This is a genomic window from Paenibacillus sp. Root52 (assembly GCF_001426865.1).
In the GTDB taxonomy this organism is placed as follows: Bacteria; Bacillota; Bacilli; order Paenibacillales; family Paenibacillaceae; genus Paenibacillus.
This window is the reverse complement of the sequence record NZ_LMFO01000008.1, coordinates 88,537-105,594: the sequence shown is the minus strand read 5'-3', so window position 1 is coordinate 105,594 and position 17,058 is coordinate 88,537. Positions and strand designations below refer to the sequence as shown.

The window sequence follows — 17,058 nt, the reverse complement described above, 5'->3', positions numbered from 1 at the left end:
AGGAGAATCCAAATGGGCCTATAAGACTGTTTTTAAAAGTGAATATTTTGTACAAAAATTGTTACGGAAATGTAATTAATTCGCTTTCTTTTGTTGTTAAGTGTATTTAAAACCGCATGATGCATAAGAACTAGGAGCCGTTTATCCAGCCTATTTCCATATTTAAGGGGATGCAATCTCGTCGTGGGTCAGCTATCGTAAGAAAGCGAAATAGCTCGCTTGCTTGTAAGCGATCGTTTCTGAACGTAAGATGCAAGGCTTACCTGAATGCTTGAAGAGCTGGGAAGACGTCAGCTTGCATTCCCTTGTATACATGTATTCAAGCATGTGTACGAGACAAATGATCAAGAGAGAAGGAGAGCGCAACATGAACAGAAGATTCAATCTAATTTCCCTTAAACGATGGTTTATGGTGTTAATCATCGTGGCGGTTGCGGCTATGCCGTTACACGCCTTCGCCGCAGAATCTGGGGCAGACCGCCCATGGATGAACACATCCTTATCTGCGGAGGACCGTACCGAACTGTTACTTCAAGCGATGACGCTAGAAGAGAAGGTTGGGTTTGTGACAGGTAAAGTCAATAACTATTATGGTTTCTATAATGATGGGCTGGAGCGTCTAGGCATTCCTGCACTACAGATGGCTGATGGGCCTGCAGGTGTGAGGGTAGCGAACCCGGATGTTCAGGATAAAAAGTCCACGGCATTGCCTGCGCCGATTGCTCTGGCAGCATCTTGGGATACAGATCTAGCCAAGAAATACGGTGATCTGATCGGACAAGAGGCTCATAATACAACACACAATGTAGTACTTGGCCCTGGGCTGGATATTGCACGTACACCATGGGGCTCTCGTAACTTCGAATCGCTGGGTGAGGATCCGTTGCTGGCTTCTGGTATGGGGGCAGCGTATGTGAAGGGAATTCAGAGCAATCCCGTGATTGCGACAGCGAAACATTACCTTCTGAACAATCAGGAGACGGAGCGCTTTACGACCAACGCAACAGCAAGTGAGCGTGCGATTCAAGAGGTGTATGTACGACCGTTCAAGGCTGTGGTAGAACAAGCCGATCTAGGATCAGCGATGTGTTCATTTAACCAGGTGAATGGTACATATGCTTGTGAGAACCAAGAGCTGCTGACGAACATACTGAAGGATCAGATTGGTTTCAAAGGCTTCGTGATGAGTGATTATGGTGCCAACTTCAGTACGGTCGAATCCGCTAATGCTGGACTCGATCTGGAAACACCAGGTGAGCCGTACGGTAAATGGGGAAGTAAGCTACTGGAGGCCGTGAACAAAGGCGAGGTCAGCGAACAAACCATTGATGAAAAGGTTAGACGTATTTTGCTTCAAATGTTCGATAAAGGGCTGTTCGATAAGCCTGTAACGAATACAACAATCAATGCGAAGGCAGATGGAGCGAAAGCTCGTCAGTTTGCAGAAGAGAGTATGGTTTTGCTGCAAAATAATGATAATATGTTGCCACTCTCCGATAATAAGCTGAACTCTATTGCTGTAATCGGTCCGGATGCAGATACAGCATCTGCGGCTGGAGGCGGTAGCAGTCTGGTTAACCCAACGTATACCGTGAGCCCATTGGAAGGCATTCGGAAACGTGCCGGAAAAGGCGTTGATGTGAAGTATGCAGCGGGAACAGACCCTGTCTCGGCAGGGGATGCATTTAACGGCCCATCTGCGGTACCGTCTGCAATTTTGTCTCCAGCTAATGCTCAGAAGAGTGAGCAGGACTACGGGACAGATCAAGCAGAATTCGGCCTTCATGCAGAATATTGGACGAATAAAGATATGGAAGGTGACCCTGAACTTGTTCGCACAGACAATCAGGTCAATATGAATCTTGGATTTTACAACTATGAAGGCTTCAATGCACAGTCTTCTAAACTTCCAGTGACACCGACCAAGTTTAACAGCAAAATGTCTGCTCGCTGGACAGGTGCAATCACAGCACCAAAAACAGGAGAATATCAGCTATCTCTAACGAGCCTAGGCTCTGCTAAATTGTATGTGGATGATCAGCTTCTTGTGGACAATCAGGGTGCAACTCTAAGCACAACGAAGAAGGGTATTACCTTGCAAGAAGGAGAATCCCATAATATTCGTATTGAATATCGCACGGATTTCCCAGTACAGTCGAATCATGATATGGGAGCGCAGGTTCGTTTTGGCTGGGAAGCACCGGAAGACGCAGTGGATGCCAAAATGGAAAAGGCCGTTGAACTGGCTAAAAAATCTGACGTAGCGGTTGTCGTGACACGTACGTATGACAGCGAAGGTTACGTAGATCGTTCCGATCTGGAACTGCCTAACAATCAGGAGCAGTTGATCCGCAAGGTTGCAGCAGCTAATCCGAAGACGATTGTAGTACAGATGAGTGGACGAGCTGTAGAGATGGATTCTTGGCAAAAAGAAGTGCCATCCATTGTACAAGCTTGGTATGCTGGTCAGGAACAAGGAAATGCTGTTGCTAGGGTATTGTTCGGGGATGTGAATCCTTCAGGTAAACTACCTGTAACGTTCCCTGCTGATGACCAACAAACGCCAGTATCAACTGCAGAGCAGTTCCCTGGTGTCAACGGAGTAGGTAACTATTCGGAGGGGATCTTTGTAGGATACAAAGGATATGAAAAGCAAGGCCTATCACCGGCATTTGCGTTCGGTCATGGTCTGTCATATACAAGTTTTGATTACCGCAATCTGCATGTGAAGAATAGTGGCAAGGGAGACGATGCAACGGTAGAAGTGGCTCTCAACTTACGCAATACAGGCAAACGTTCGGGTGCCGAAGTGGTTCAAGTATACGTAGGTAATCTGCCAACAAAAGTAGAGACACCAGCCAAACAGCTTGCTGGTTGGGCTAAGGTAGATCTCAAAGCGGGTAAACAACAGCGTGTAAACATCAAGCTAGATCGCAGTGCCTTATCTTATTGGGATGAGAAGTCGAATGAATGGATCATGCCTAAAGGTAAAGTATCTATCTATGTCGGCAGCGCTTCGGATGATGTCCGTCTGACAGGTAGTGTGAATATCGGAAGTCCTTCCGGTAAATAGAAGGAATAGATGTATTAGTCGTGGCCTTAGGGCCGCGGCTTTTTCTACAATAAGATCTAACAATCCTAGCTGCAATATGAGTGAAGAATTTCGAGTAGATAGGATAAGGAGTGTGAATAAGATGAAAAGAGTGCTCCTACGGAACAAGCTTAGCGGCCGAATGAAGCTTGTTATTGTATTTGCCATATGCATTATAATACTGCTGCTGTGGCTTGTGTTACGTAGCGTCAGAGAAGAACCCGTCCCGCCACCTGCCGAACAGACGCATGCCGAGGTGGAAGCTTGGTTAACTACAGGAGATCAGCAACACTTGCTTGCCCCGCAGCAGCCGATTCCGTTACTTCAAAGTGAAAGAACTAGCTCATCCCCACTGGAAGCCGCAATCACGATTAATCCCGAGAAAACATATCAAACCATGGATGGGTTTGGGGCAGCCATGACAGGGTCGTCAGCACATCTTATGAACCAACTCCCACAAGAACAGCGAGAACAATTGCTTCATGATTTGTTTACCTCTGAGGGACTAAATCTAGATATGGTCAGGCATACCATCGGAGCTTCCGATTATTCGGTAGATGCGTCCGGTGCGCCTGCAAGCTACACCTATGATGATGTGGAATCAGGAACAGATTATACCATGGAACATTTCTCGATTGATCAGGATCGGGAGGTCGTAGATATGCTGCAACAGGTGACCCGATTGAAGCCACATATGAAAATTATGGGGACACCCTGGACAGCACCGGCCTGGATGAAATATGGCGAGAAGACCTTACATGGCTGGTACTTGAATTATGAAGATCCGCAGGTGTATGAAGCCTATGCACAATACTTTGTGAGATATATTCAAGCCTACCAAAACAAAGGGCTGCCCATCTATGGGATTACACTCCAGAATGAACCTGGATTCACTTCTCCGAATTATCCCAGTATGAGTATGGGGGCTGAAGAACAGGTACATTTTATACGTGATTACCTCGGTCCGGCTCTGAAAAAGGCAAAGCTAGACACCCGAATCATTGCGTATGATCATAATTGGGATGAAGGTGTAGAGTATACCAATCAAGTTCTTGGGGATAAGCAGGCTGCGACCTATATTGATGGCTCGGCTTTTCATTGTTACGCCGGTGATCCTTCTGCCATGTCAGAGGTGCATGATCGTTTTCCGGACAAGTCCATTTATTTTACGGAATGTAGTGGTGGAGACTGGAGCCCTGATTTTGGCGAAAACCTGAGCTGGCAAATGTCCAACCTTATGATTGGTGCACCGCGAAACTGGGCACAAAGTGTGTTGCTCTGGAACATCGCATTAGATCCACAAGGAGGACCAACCAATGGCGGTTGCGAGAACTGCCGAGGGGTCGTAACCATTGATCCAGAGAGTGGAAAGGTAGATAAAAATGTGGAATATTATGCATTGGGGCATATCAGTAAGTTTATACGCCCTGGAGCGGTAAGAGTGGATTCCAATCAGGAGCAAGGCAAGCTTGAGAATGTTGCTTTTCGCAATCCGGATGGAACGATGGTATTGGTTGCGGCTAACACAGGGGATGAAGATACCTCATTTAATGTGATGATGGATGGAACGGAATTTCACTACAGCTTGCCTGCGAAGTCGGCCGTAACATTCCGCTGGAAGACATAAACACCAGTGGAAAGTTGCCTTAAAGATTGGTGTGTTCAGTTACTGGTTGTATGCTGGGAATGTTACAATAATACACAAATCAACAGTTTATTCGTATTGGGGTGCATTCAAGATGGTTATCGTTTCATACCGTGAACAAGATCATGAGCAGCTGATACAGATCTGGGAGAGAGCTGTTCGAGCAACGCATACGTTTTTGGAAGAGCATGACATTCAGTTCTATCGAAATATGGTAGGTGAAATACTGGAGCAACGGCAAGTTGAGGTATGGGAAGCGCTAGATATGGAGCAACAACCTGTCGGCTTTATCGGGTTACAAAACAACTTTATTGAGATGTTATTCGTCGATCCAAGTCAGCATGGACAGGGCGTAGGGCGTCTTCTGATCGAACATACCATCGAACTCAAAGGTCATCATCTCAAGGTGGATGTCAATGAACAGAATGCTGGAGCAGCGCAATTCTATGAAAAAATGGGATTTGTACAGATTGGGCGCTCTGAACTCGATGGATCTGGCAAACCGTTCCCGCTGCTGCATCTGGAGATTTTATAAACAAACTGGCACATTAATCAAGAAAGAGTAAGTGATCTATGAGGGTAAAGACATTCTGGAGTAAAATCGGGTGGGTGAATAATATAAAAACGCGCGAAACTAAAAACCATCTCAAATTGTGAGTGAGATGGTTTTTTGCTGTTTTTTTAATTCAAATGCTTAACGATCTTACACGTCCTTGGACACTTGCCTGGCTTACATGAGGAAGCAACCTATGTCTGTGTTACGGGGTTAGGTTATGGTGTTAATGTGTCTCCTCATCTAAAAATGGTTTGTTCACGGTGTAATACATAAAGCCCATTAAGAATACACCGCCGACCAGATTGCCCAGTGTGACTGGAACCAGATTATGGAGCACACCTCCGAACGAAATTGTCCCCGGATGGTTCAGCACCAGAGCAATCGCAAAAGTACACATGTTAGCTATGCTATGTTCATAGCCCGAGATGAAGAAACAGAAGACAAAGAGCATCATGGCGAACATTTTGGCGCCGTTCTCTTTCATAAACATCGGTACGAAGAACGCTAGACATACCAGCCAGTTACATAGAATGCCTCGGAAGAACAGCTGCATCGTGGGAGCTTCCATTTTATGTTCAACCACACTGAGCAGGAAGCCATTAACTTGAGCTGAATCAAACAAACCGGTGAGATAGATTAATAGGGCAAATACTGCGGCTCCCATGAGGTTCCCACTGTAGCTTGCAATCCATAGCTTCACCACTTCAAGCCAGCGTAGCTTCTTGCGTAGTGCAGCATACGTGTAGTAGAACGTATTGCCTGTAAACAGGTCACCGCCACCGTAGGCAATCAGAATGATGGCTGCTCCGAACGTGATTGCTGCCATTGGGTATGTAAACGGGGATTGTTCCATATAGAAGAAATTCCCTGTCTTAAATGCTACGATTACCCCAAACCCGATGAACATACTCGCAAGCATCGAGCGTGCGATATAGCGCATTAAGCTTTGTTTGAAAATCTTGTGTTTCTTCAAGGCTAAACTCTCAACATTCCGTAAACCTTCCGTTTCCATAATCATCCTCCAATGACTAAGTTGTGTGAATTCATAAACTTACCAATCTCGCCAAGTTCTTTCCATTATAACGAATTTTTAGATAGAGGCACGTTATTTCAAAAAAAGAATATCTCTAAAATTGAATCTAAGCCATATCCATTTTTAATAAAAATCTAAACCTAGCATCCATCTTCAATGTTATTGATATTACGCATATATAAAAGAATCTCTATACTCAACCTACGAGTATAGAGATTTTTTATTTCACCGGATATGGAAACATACATGTTCGCAGAATTTCATCCTTCTGTACTGTGGATCGCTCCCGCGGCGCTAATTCTTCTGCGTAGGAGCGTTCTAACTTGTCACGCATGAATGTCTCCGCATATTCATTAGGACGTGAGTGGAAGTCTTTCGCGAACTCTCCGAATCGACTTGCATCACGCGCCTTTTCCAATACGCTGTTCAGAAGGGGGCTACCTGCGTAAAGGAGGGAGTCCGTCTCGTTGCATTCAAACTTGAGATACATAATCGCTTTCTCCAGCGCGTTGATCTCCCCTTGGGTAAGGTGAATCGGGCGGGTTGAATGCTCACCAAGTTCATTATGGTCGTCTCGTTCATGGTTACTGTTATCGGGTCCATCCGTCATTGTAGGCATTGCCTCCTTATCCTTAAGATTGGGACGGGGGCGGAAGCTGGATAGGACGGGCAGCGAGTGCTTCTTCTACGATCTGCTCAGGAGACAGGTCTCGATCATCCCAGTAAATGAGATTGCTGATCTCTGCATAAGGTACCTGTTGCTGTAGCTCGCTTAACATATCATCTAACTCTGCCTCTGTTCCTTCCGCGATCATTAGCTTACGAACCCATTCGATTAGCTCTACACGAGTAACTTCAGTCATATGTGCACCCCCGAAAATTTTTTCTGTTATTGTCATCTACGAATGAGGCTCTATCTAACTCAACTGTCACTCCACAAGGATGGCGAGATTGCCAAACTGCTCTCCATTAGCCATACGTTCGAACGCTTCAACAGTATCCTGTAACGAATAGATCCGATCGATCACTGGATGAATGTCATGTTCCTCCAGCCATTGCAGCATCTGTACAAACTCTTCATGACTACCCATAGAGGTTCCGATTAGGCTAACTTGTGGGAAGAAAATCGAACGAATCGGCACCGTCAGATCATCTCCTGAGCTTGCCCCATACATGACGATACGTCCACCTGGTTTAATTATATCAAAATATTTTGGGAACATCGCTTGTCCGATGCTATCCAAAATCATGTCAACCGGTTCAAGATCGCCATAGAGATGCCAATCTTCATGACTATCTAATGCCTGTGAGGCACCCAAGTGTAGAGCCTGGTTTCTCTTGGCTTCACTTCTTGAGGTAACCGTTACTTTGGCACCTGCGGCAACGGCCATGAGCAGGGCATAGGTCGCTACACCTCCGCCGATCCCCGGAATTAGAATATGTTCACCCGGCTGAAGCGCACCACGAGTAAATAAGGCGCGGTACGCGGTCAAGGCTGAAAGGGATAACACACCTGCTTCCTCCCATGATAGATGAGAAGGTTTGGGCAAGACATTTCTAGCAGGTAGCGTAATATATTGTGCGAGAGTTCCATGGGTAGGGCCACCTACAATATCAGGGACATTAGGCACATCAACAGCGTGCTCCCAATGAAGGGTTGGATGGATTACAACTTCGTCGCCTACAGATATATCGTGCACACCTGTCCCGATCTCGACAATGATTCCTGCCCCATCCGATCCAAGAATGAGTGGCTCGTCCTGAGCGGTACGAGCTGCCATAATAAACAGATCACGGTGGTTAATTCCAGCGGATTTCAATTGGATCTGTACCTCGCCCTCCCCTGGTGTTTGGGCTGTTGTTGTTGAGAATTGAAGACCTTGACGTCCGGTATGCTGAGCATGGATCATAGCTTTCATCTCTGCTTTTCCTCCCTATGTGTGGTATAACGTTGCGTATTGAGCCTCATTGTACAGATGGGAGAGATTCACGTAAAATGAACAAAAATGAAGGTGAATATTAAAAATGATGATAGACAATAAGCAGGTGATAAGGGCATGGATGCAGGAGATTTGAAAATATTTCAGGCGGTTGCCCGCGAAGGCAGTATCAGCAAAGCTGCAATAGCACTGAATTATGTGCAGTCCAATGTGACAACACGGATCAGACAGCTCGAAGAACAGCTGCAAACACCTCTATTTCGACGTTCTAATCGGGGAATGTCGCTCACGCCGGCGGGTGAGAATCTGCTCTTGTACGCAGACAAAATCGTCAGTCTGATCTATGAAGCGGAGCAAGCGGTTTTAATAGGAGATAAACCTGTAGGTTCGCTTCGTCTCGGGGCGATTGAGACAGCCGCATCGAAGTTGCTAACTCCACTATTGGCAGAGTATCGTTCACGCTATCCGGATGTGCAACTCGCACTGGCCACAGGGGGAACCCATGAGTTGATGCAAAAGGTCATTCGGCATGAGGTGCATGGCGCATTCATCTATGGACCACAGAATATTTCAGATCTGAACTATATGAAGGTACTCGAAGAAGAATTGGTACTGATCGCAGAGCCTAGAACACAGGAATCGTATGAACTCCAAGAATGGTTAAGCAAACCGATGTTGTTCTTTGAAGTAGGCTGTACACATCGAGAGCAGGCAGAGGCATTACTCAGGGATCAAGGGGTGCCAACCATACAGGTTACCGAGTATGGGACGTTAGACAATATAATACATGGCGTTTCTGCTGGGCTGGGTGTATCTCTTCTGCCACGTTCCACTGTGGTTCAAGCGCAATCCAGAGGTGAAGTGCATATCTATTCATTGCCTGAGCCTTACCGTAGACTGGAAGTGGGCTTCATCTATCCCCACAGTGAGCATTTGTCAGGAGCCATGCGTGCCTGGTTATCATTGTTGAAGACAGACGAGAAGGGCAGTTAGTAAATAGAAGGAGTGAATAACGGATGGAATCATCTCTAACGTTAGCTACAGCTTTTCAGAATGCAGAATATATTATCGGCGGTCATGGTAGCAGGAAGATTAAAGTTCTCCAAGAAGCGTTCATGCATGTGAATGGAGAGCTGGCGAGTGACCACTATGGCAACGGTGCAGTCATCGATAGTTTTCAACAGCAGATGGCTGATGTGCTAGGTAAGGAAGCATCTGTATTTTTCCCAAGTGGAACGATGGCACAACAGATTGCATTGCGGATTTGGTGTGATCGCCAAGGGCTGAAACGAGTTGCGTATCACCCGCTGGCTCATCTGGAGATTCATGAAGAAGATGGGCTGAAGGAGCTACATCAGATAGAAACCATTTTACTGGCAGATAAGGATCGGCTCATTCGTTTAGAAGATGTACAAGGATTGGATCAGGAGATTGCTTGCCTCTTACTTGAGCTGCCGCAGCGGGAGATTGGTGGGCAATTGCCAAGTTACGAAGAACTGGAGTCCATCTCAGCGTATTGTTGTGAACGTGGAATCAAGCTGCATCTAGACGGAGCGCGTCTGTTTGAGATTACACCTTATTATCAGAAGACACCTGCTGAGATATGTAGTCTATTTGATAGTGTATACATATCCTTTTACAAAGGGATTGGTGGCATTGCAGGGGCGATCCTTGCTGGAGATACGGATGTGATGGAGGAGTCTAAGGTATGGAAACGGCGTCACGGTGGAGATTTAATTGGCCTATATCCGTATATTCTAAGCTCGCAATACTACTACAATGAGCGGATTGGCAAAATGCAGCTATATTACGAGCAGGCTCAGGAGCTGGCTGCCTTATTGAACGCATGTCACGGCATACGTACATTACCTGAAGTTCCCGTATCGAATATGTTCCATGTTCACATTGCACTTGCAGCTTCGGAGGTAGAACCTCTGCTTGTGCAGATGACGCAACATTACGGGATAGGCATTACGTCATATTTGAACAAAACAAGCGGAAACAGCTGTGCCTTCGAACTCTCTATGGGTGATCGTTATGAGCACATACCCCAGGATAAGCTGCGAGCAGCGCTGACATGGTTGAACGAAGAGATGCAGAAGCAGTCGATCTAAACTTAGGATGAGATCATAAAACGTAAAGAGTGGAATTGTTTCTCATAGTATTATCTTTTTCATTCGAGGAGGAGTTGAGTTCGTATGACGTCAACTGAATTGGATTCCATTCGGGAGCTGTTGGTACAAGCTTATCAGACCACGATGGGTAAGGGATGCAAGCCTGATACAGAGCAGGACATGCAGGCTTTTGAGCAAAAGCATAACGTGAACATTCCCGCAGCTTATCGCGCGCTTTTACTTGAATTCGGTGCTTGCAACTTCGGTGATCCTGCCTTGTATTCGGTAAAGGAATTAGAATGGGCATATCCCGAGTTTCTGGAGGTATACCGCGAGTACAAGCTTGAATACGATCTTCCAGCCGAACTCAAGCCATTTCCAATTGGCGGATTTGGTGAGGGGAGTATAGCTATACTAGATCAGACCTCTGGCAAAGTGTTAATGCTGGTTCATGATGCATATGAGCTTCCTCTAGAGGATGTTGCTGTTGATTTTAATGAATTAATGACGATGCTGGCAGAAGCAGCAATATGGGTTCAGGAACAGATGGAATAATAGATGAGCAGGAGAGAGGCGATGGGTTCCGGTGAAGTACGGACTGGTGTAAGTAGAGGTGATGGAGCATCACCTCTTTCCAGTTTCGATTCATTCGAGCATAGCGTTCATTGCTTTTGGATGTATTTACGATAAAGGGCAGGGGTAATCTCCTCGAACTTCTTGAAGATTTTGATAAAATAACCTGATTCATTGAATCCCAGTTCGTCACTAATCTGAGAGACAGGCATGTCGGTAATCTCAAGTAATTGCTTGGCCCATTTTATCTTGAGTTTAGCTAGATAAGTCGTGAAGTTCTCACCCGTTTCTTTGGCGAATAATCGACTGAAATAACTTGGACTCAGGTGACAGAGCTCAGCCATATGTTTCAACGAAACCTGCTCGCTTTTGTGACCATAAATGTATTCAAAGGCAGGCTGTAACACAGGATTGGCAGTCTCGGCTTCATTAGGACTGGTTTTCAGATAAGCATCTGCAATCGCATTGGTCATTTCTTTTTTGATGGATTCGATATTACGAATGGAATACCCCGGCAGGATGGTCGCGAGGTTCAGTGATTGCTGATTGCCGGAGGCCTTCTCGAACATTTCCACCAGCAGATTTTTATTTAGTGCTTCCTCTACAATGTAGTTGCAGAGCAGGGACAGCATATTCGAAATTTTCACAACCTCTTCATAGGTCATGACGGGTAACTGGTCATACTCTTCCTGTAACTCTTTCAGCTTCTCAGCATGCATCGGTACATTCTTGGAGGTCACGATCTGTTCCAGATCGGTACCTTTCTCCGGGTCAGCCAGCTTAACTTGTCCAGCCATAACAGCCCCGATATATTTTCCGTCAATTGTGATGGGAATGGCAATATCTACTATGTTGAAATGACATAGATATACATATGGTTCATTCAATCGAACAGCTTCCAGACCGCCGCGTGAGTCACATTTTTGGCAATAGGGAAGTAGCTCGGGATCTTTACGTACACTCTGGCAGAACACCTGACAACTGCTGTGACTGGTCACGGGAATCCCTTTGTAATCCACGGTTAGGATGGCTAGCTTCGTTACAGTCGCAAGTGAATCCTGTAGACGCTTCCATTTGGTTAGGTCAAGAATTTTATTAATATGCAAGTATTCCTTAATCATGGTGAAACCTCCATAGCAGGCTGGATCAATACGGTATGTCACCCTACGTTTGTTCTTGTTTGAATCAGTTATACAAGTTAACTACACTTTTTACACGAGAACGGAGAGGACAGAAATAACGTGAAGAAGCGAAGCGTGCGCCTAAAAGCTTTCTGCAAGAAAGCTACCTCGAAAAGCATAGACTATCACCGGATTTTCCCTTTGAAGAAGGGAATGCAAAAAAATCTGGGGATAACAGCGATCGGAAGGTTATTCTGTCATTGGAGTGGCAGGTGTAAACATTCTTTAGTTGAACTTATATTCATGCGGTGAATCAAAAACGGACTTATTGAACAACCTCTAAAAGTTAGCGAATTGTACATATTAAAATGTAATGCCTGTGGGTAATGTATAAAAAGCCCATGACAATAAGATACCATGATTGTAGTAAAAAGCAAAAAAATACGATTGCAAATTATAATAATTTGTTATCAAAATCCACTGTAAACCTCACATACCTGATATATATTTATATTATTGTGAGTCATTTAAAATTTTATATGTTGAATTGAATGGTTAATCCATTAAATATTTTATAGGAGGTTTTCTACTATGAGAAAAGCATTTATCAGCCCAACGAAATATGTACAAGGTGAAGACGAACTACTTAACTTGGGGTATTTTGTGAAATCGTTCGGAGACTCCGCACTCTTGATCGCTCACCCAGATGATGTACAACGTGTAAAAGCGAAGCTGGATGCAACAGCTGAGAAATTCAATATTACGTTTGTTGAAAGCGGTTTTAAAGGCGAATGTTCCCGTGAGGAAGTTGCTCGTCTGCAAGAGATCGCAAAGGAAAAAGGATGTGACTCTACGATCGGTCTTGGTGGTGGTAAAGCCATTGATGCAGCAAAATGTGTAGCAGAAGGCGAAGCTTTGATCATCTGCCCAACGATTGCGGCAACGGACGCACCAACAAGTCACTCTGCTGTATTGTACACGCCAGAAGGCGCATTCGATGATTATGCATACTTCAAACAAAGCCCAAGTGTGGTGCTAGTAGATACAACAGTTATTGCCAATGCTCCAACACGTTTCCTCGTATCCGGTATGGGAGATGCACTTTCTACGTATTTTGAAGCAAGAGCAACAGCAAAATCCTATTCTCGTGTGAACGCGAGCCTACCAATGGGATCTCGCGAAGGATATACACCTTCTGCTGTAGGTACGAATGCAGCACTTGCACTGGCGAAGCTATGTTATGAGATGCTTCTTACTGACGGTGCAAAAGCTAAAGTAGCTAGTGACAGCAACGTGGTAACTCAAGCACTGGAGAACATCGTAGAGACGAATATTCTGTTGTCTGGTCTTGGATTTGAGAGCGGTGGTTTGGCAGCAGCACATGCGATCCACAACGGTCTGACTGTTCTTGAAGGTACGCACCACTACTTCCATGGAGAAAAAGTATCCTTCGGTACAATTGCTCAGCTCGTGCTTGAGAATGCACCAACCGAAGAGCTGCATGAAGTGATGGACTTCTGCCTTGCCGTTGGACTGCCTGTAAGCCTGGCAGATATCGGTGTAGAAACAATTACACAAGAAGAACTGATCCAAGTAGCAGAGATTGCTTGTATTCCGGAAGAATCCATTCACGCAATGCCATTCCCAATCACAGTTCCTGAAGTGGCAGCTGCCATCGCAGCAGCTGACCGAATCGGTCGGGAGTACAAAGCTCGCCAGGAGGCAAAATAATGAAAAAAATTATTAACCAGGCCGAGAATGTTGTAATGGAAATGTGCAACGGGATTGCGCTTGCGCACCCGGAGCTTGAATTCCTGAAGAAATATAAAGTCATCAAACGCAGAGAGATTAATGCGGATAAAGTTAGCCTGATTAGTGGCGGGGGAAGCGGACACGAACCAGCTCACGCAGGTTATGTAGGAAAAGGTATGCTGGATGCAGCTGTGTGTGGAGATGTATTCGCATCACCTTCACAGATTCAGGTATACCAGGCGATCAAAGCTACAGCTAGCAACAAAGGTACGTTGTTGATTATCAAAAACTACAGTGGCGACATGATGAACTTCAAGAATGCGGCTCATCTGGCAGAGGAAGACGGCATTAACGTACAATATGTGCGCGTTGAGGATGATATCGCAGTGCAGGATAGCTTGTACACGGTGGGACGCCGTGGTGTTGCTGGAACTGTACTGGTTCACAAGATTGCCGGAGCAGCGGCAGAAGAAGGCCGAAGTCTGGATGAAGTGAAACAGGTTGCTGAGAAGGCAGCACAGAACGTGCGCAGTATCGGGTTTGGCTTCACTTCATGTACTGTACCAGCGAAAGGTACTCCGACATTTGAAATTGCGGAAGATGAAATGGAGTTCGGCGTGGGAATCCACGGTGAGCCAGGGATTCGTCGGGAGAAAATTGTGTCTGCGGATGAACTCGCAGGACGTATGGTTGAAGCATTGCTGGCGGATATGAAGCTGGACAATGACGCTTCTGCGGAGATTGCTGTGCTTGTGAACGGATTTGGCGCTACACCGCTACAAGAATTGTACTTGCTGAACAACTCCGTTCAACGTGAACTTGCAGGACAAACGGGTCTGAAGGTTGCTACAACGTTTGTAGGTAACTATATGACAAGTATCGATATGGCAGGGGCTTCGGTAACCATCCTGAAACTGGATGATGAACTGAAAACGTTGTTGTTCCAAGAAAGCGATACGCCTGCATTCAAGGTTTCCGGTGAACCAGTTGCCCAAGTAGCGTATTCTGAAGCACTTGAAGCAGTTGTAAGTGAGGATGCTCCAGTATCCTTCGAGGTAGAGACACCTGCAACGTCTGCGGTAATCAACAATAATCAGTTCTCTCTCGATAATGTCGTGTACCTGATCGACAAAATGGGTGAGATCATCATTAAGAATGAAGTACCGTTCTGTGAGCTGGATTCTCATGCGGGCGATGGCGACTTCGGGATGAGCGTGGCCAAAGGCTTCCGCCAGTTGAAACGTGAATGGAACCACATCGTTAACGAAGAGAAAAAGGACATCGGTTCATTCCTTGATGCATGTTCATTAGTTATCATGGAATACTGTGGTGGCGCATCCGGCCCGATCTGGGGTTCGGCATTCCGCGCGGCTGGCAAAGCTGTAGGCGATAAGCAGCAATTGAGTGTGGCTGAATTCGCTGAGATGATTCAAGCTGCAGTTCAAGGCATTCAGTCCACTGGCGAACGCTCCTTCGGACGTGGTGCAGTTGTCGGTGACAAAACCTTGATTGATGCGCTTGTACCTTGTGCTGATTCTTGGACACAAAGCGCTGAGTCAGGAGACGACTTCAAAACGGCGTTTGCCAAAGGTGCAGCAGCAGCGGTCGAAGGTGCGAAGAAAACGGAAGACATCGTAGCTCGCATGGGTCGTGCAGGTACGGTTGGTGACCGTAGTCTAGGATACCCTGATGCTGGTGCGTATGCATTGGGTGTTATTTTCACTGAGTTGTCTGATTCGATGAAATAAAATGTTGTGAAAAGTTCAGAAGATTTCTAAGATAAATAAAAATTTATGAAGATTTTACCAAAAAGGAGTATCACATCGTGATACTCCTTTTTGGCAGTGAAATGCCGTTCTTTAAGGAAATGAACGGGTACATATCATGTGAAAAGAAGAGACGATTATAAGTTTGTATTCATAATTTCGCCATATATTACAGGTGATGGGCTGTTGAAAATGCTCGCTAAGTTGGTATAATGAGATCTATTGATATTGATAATCACTATCATTTGTTTAAATTATAACTCAGGAATAACGAACAAAGGGGTTCAAGATTCATAAAGAATTGATCTCTGAGGATTTAACATGATAATGATTTCATCCAAGTGACTCTACTTATGGGTCATACATATTTAACCTAGGGGGATACAAATGAGAAAATCTATTTCTAGAAAATTCATGTTTATGATGGTGGCAGCTTTGTCGTTGGTGCTCGCGGCATGTTCCAGTAATGAAGCTACGAATTCAAATGCAACGAGTACGAATGCGACCGATACTAGTGCTTCTACAAGTACGGCTACTCCTGCTACTCCTGCAACAGTTGAAATTACAGATGCACATGGAACGGTAACAGTTCCTGTAAACCCAACGAATGTAGTTGCTCTAGATAACAGAACATTTGAGACATTGGCGAACTGGGATGTTAAATTAGCGGCTGTGCCGAAGGAAGTTATGCCTGCGAATTCACCATATGTAGCTGATGAAGCGGTACAAAATATCGGTAATCACCGCGAACCAAATCTGGAGTTGTTGGCATCGATCCAGCCTGACCTTGTTATTGTTGGTCAAAGATTCTCGGGATTCTATGAAGATATCAAAAAATTAGTGCCTAATGCAGCAGTAATTGATCTTACTTTTGATGTTTCTGCTGAAGCCGGAACACCTGGAGAAAACCTGGTTAACGGATTTAAAGATACAACGACGAGCTTAGGTGAAATTTTCGATAAAGAGGAAGAAGCTAGCCAACTGAATGCTGAATTCGATAAATCTATTGAAGCAGCAAAAGCGGCTTATAATGGCGAAGATACAGTTATGAGTGTGATTGTTTCTGCAGGGGATATCGGTTTTTCAGCTCCTCACTCCGGTCGCGTATGGGGACCATTGTATGAAATCTTTAATTGGGTACCAGCCCTAGAAGTTGACAAGTCTTCTGCTGATCACCAAGGTGATGATATTTCCGTTGAAGCTATAGCTCAAAGCAATCCAGATTGGATTTTCGTACTGGATCGTGATGCAGCTATTTCTTCCGATGAAGCTTCTGTTCCTGCTCAAGATGTTATTGATAATGCACCTGCTCTCAAAAACACAACGGCGATTACTAAAGGACAGATTATGTATGCTCCAAACGACACGTATACGAATGAATCCATTGAGACATTCATTAAAATCTTCAACAACCTATCAGAAACTTTAGCGAAGTAGTAAAAGGAGTATGACGCAGTGCTGAAAAAC

14 protein-coding genes are annotated in these 17,058 nt (G+C 45.2%); 9 read left to right on the top strand and 5 right to left on the bottom strand.

The window, feature by feature from the left end; translation table 11 throughout:
* The first annotated feature begins 367 nt into the window (after nucleotides 1-367).
* From ASD24_RS10280 to ASD24_RS10270, 3 genes are all read left to right on the top strand, one after another.
* Complete coding sequence (locus tag ASD24_RS10280; RefSeq protein ID WP_056695179.1) at nucleotides 368-3,073, top strand: beta-glucosidase; 2,706 nt, start codon at nucleotides 368-370, stop codon at nucleotides 3,071-3,073.
* Between the two features lie 121 nt (nucleotides 3,074-3,194).
* Complete coding sequence (locus tag ASD24_RS10275; protein WP_056695176.1) at nucleotides 3,195-4,718, top strand: glycoside hydrolase family 30 protein; 1,524 nt, start codon at nucleotides 3,195-3,197, stop codon at nucleotides 4,716-4,718.
* A gap of 112 nt (nucleotides 4,719-4,830) precedes the next feature.
* A complete protein-coding gene (locus tag ASD24_RS10270) occupies nucleotides 4,831-5,271 on the top strand; it encodes an acetyltransferase (RefSeq protein ID WP_056695172.1) in 441 nt (146 codons plus the stop codon).
* A 244-nt stretch (nucleotides 5,272-5,515) separates the two neighbouring features.
* On the opposite strand, the gene ASD24_RS10265 is transcribed toward ASD24_RS10270, so the two are convergent.
* From ASD24_RS10265 to ASD24_RS10250, 4 genes are all read right to left on the bottom strand, one after another.
* On the bottom strand, nucleotides 5,516-6,304 hold the full coding sequence (locus ASD24_RS10265) for a formate/nitrite transporter family protein (protein WP_056695170.1): 789 nt from the start codon (nucleotides 6,302-6,304) through the stop codon (nucleotides 5,516-5,518).
* 241 nt (nucleotides 6,305-6,545) lie between these two features.
* On the bottom strand, nucleotides 6,546-6,935 hold the full coding sequence (locus tag ASD24_RS10260) for a hypothetical protein (RefSeq protein WP_056695169.1): 390 nt from the start codon (nucleotides 6,933-6,935) through the stop codon (nucleotides 6,546-6,548).
* A 22-nt stretch (nucleotides 6,936-6,957) separates the two neighbouring features.
* The gene (locus ASD24_RS10255; protein WP_056695168.1) at nucleotides 6,958-7,188 is read right to left on the bottom strand and encodes a bacteriocin immunity protein; all 231 of its coding nucleotides are present in this window, start codon (nucleotides 7,186-7,188) and stop codon (nucleotides 6,958-6,960) included.
* Nucleotides 7,189-7,254: 66 nt separating this feature from the next.
* A complete protein-coding gene (locus ASD24_RS10250) occupies nucleotides 7,255-8,244 on the bottom strand; it encodes a quinone oxidoreductase family protein (protein WP_056695164.1) in 990 nt (329 codons plus the stop codon).
* A gap of 138 nt (nucleotides 8,245-8,382) precedes the next feature.
* On the opposite strand from ASD24_RS10250, the gene ASD24_RS10245 reads away from it, so the two are divergent.
* The 3 genes from ASD24_RS10245 (at nucleotide 8,383) to ASD24_RS10235 (ending at nucleotide 10,934) form a co-directional block, all read left to right on the top strand.
* Nucleotides 8,383-9,258 carry a LysR family transcriptional regulator gene (locus ASD24_RS10245; RefSeq protein WP_056695158.1) on the top strand — a complete coding sequence of 292 codons (876 nt, stop codon included), beginning with the start codon at nucleotides 8,383-8,385 and terminating at the stop codon, nucleotides 9,256-9,258.
* Between the two features lie 23 nt (nucleotides 9,259-9,281).
* On the top strand, nucleotides 9,282-10,379 hold the full coding sequence (locus tag ASD24_RS10240; RefSeq protein WP_056695156.1) for a threonine aldolase family protein: 1,098 nt from the start codon (nucleotides 9,282-9,284) through the stop codon (nucleotides 10,377-10,379).
* An 84-nt stretch (nucleotides 10,380-10,463) separates the two neighbouring features.
* Nucleotides 10,464-10,934: an SMI1/KNR4 family protein gene (locus ASD24_RS10235; RefSeq protein ID WP_056695154.1), complete on the top strand. Its 471-nt coding sequence runs from the start codon at nucleotides 10,464-10,466 to the stop codon at nucleotides 10,932-10,934.
* A gap of 107 nt (nucleotides 10,935-11,041) precedes the next feature.
* Here the strand turns inward: ASD24_RS10235 and ASD24_RS10230 are convergent, their stop codons facing one another.
* On the bottom strand, nucleotides 11,042-12,073 hold the full coding sequence (locus tag ASD24_RS10230) for a PocR ligand-binding domain-containing protein (RefSeq protein WP_056695152.1): 1,032 nt from the start codon (nucleotides 12,071-12,073) through the stop codon (nucleotides 11,042-11,044).
* A 591-nt stretch (nucleotides 12,074-12,664) separates the two neighbouring features.
* Between ASD24_RS10230 and ASD24_RS10225 the strand changes: the two genes are divergently transcribed.
* The 3 genes from ASD24_RS10225 to ASD24_RS10215 all read left to right on the top strand — a co-directional run bounded on the left by ASD24_RS10225 (nucleotide 12,665) and on the right by ASD24_RS10215 (nucleotide 17,028).
* Entirely contained in the window at nucleotides 12,665-13,804 is a 1,140-nt protein-coding gene (locus tag ASD24_RS10225) for a glycerol dehydrogenase (RefSeq protein ID WP_056695150.1), read from the top strand.
* Nucleotides 13,804-15,573, top strand: a complete 1,770-nt coding sequence (gene dhaK, locus ASD24_RS29910; protein WP_082560363.1) for a dihydroxyacetone kinase subunit DhaK — start codon at nucleotides 13,804-13,806, stop codon at nucleotides 15,571-15,573. The genes ASD24_RS10225 and dhaK overlap by 1 nt, the downstream gene beginning before the upstream one ends.
* Before the next feature lie 405 nt (nucleotides 15,574-15,978).
* The gene (locus tag ASD24_RS10215; RefSeq protein ID WP_056695149.1) at nucleotides 15,979-17,028 is read left to right on the top strand and encodes a siderophore ABC transporter substrate-binding protein; all 1,050 of its coding nucleotides are present in this window, start codon (nucleotides 15,979-15,981) and stop codon (nucleotides 17,026-17,028) included.
* Nucleotides 17,029-17,058 lie beyond the last annotated feature (30 nt).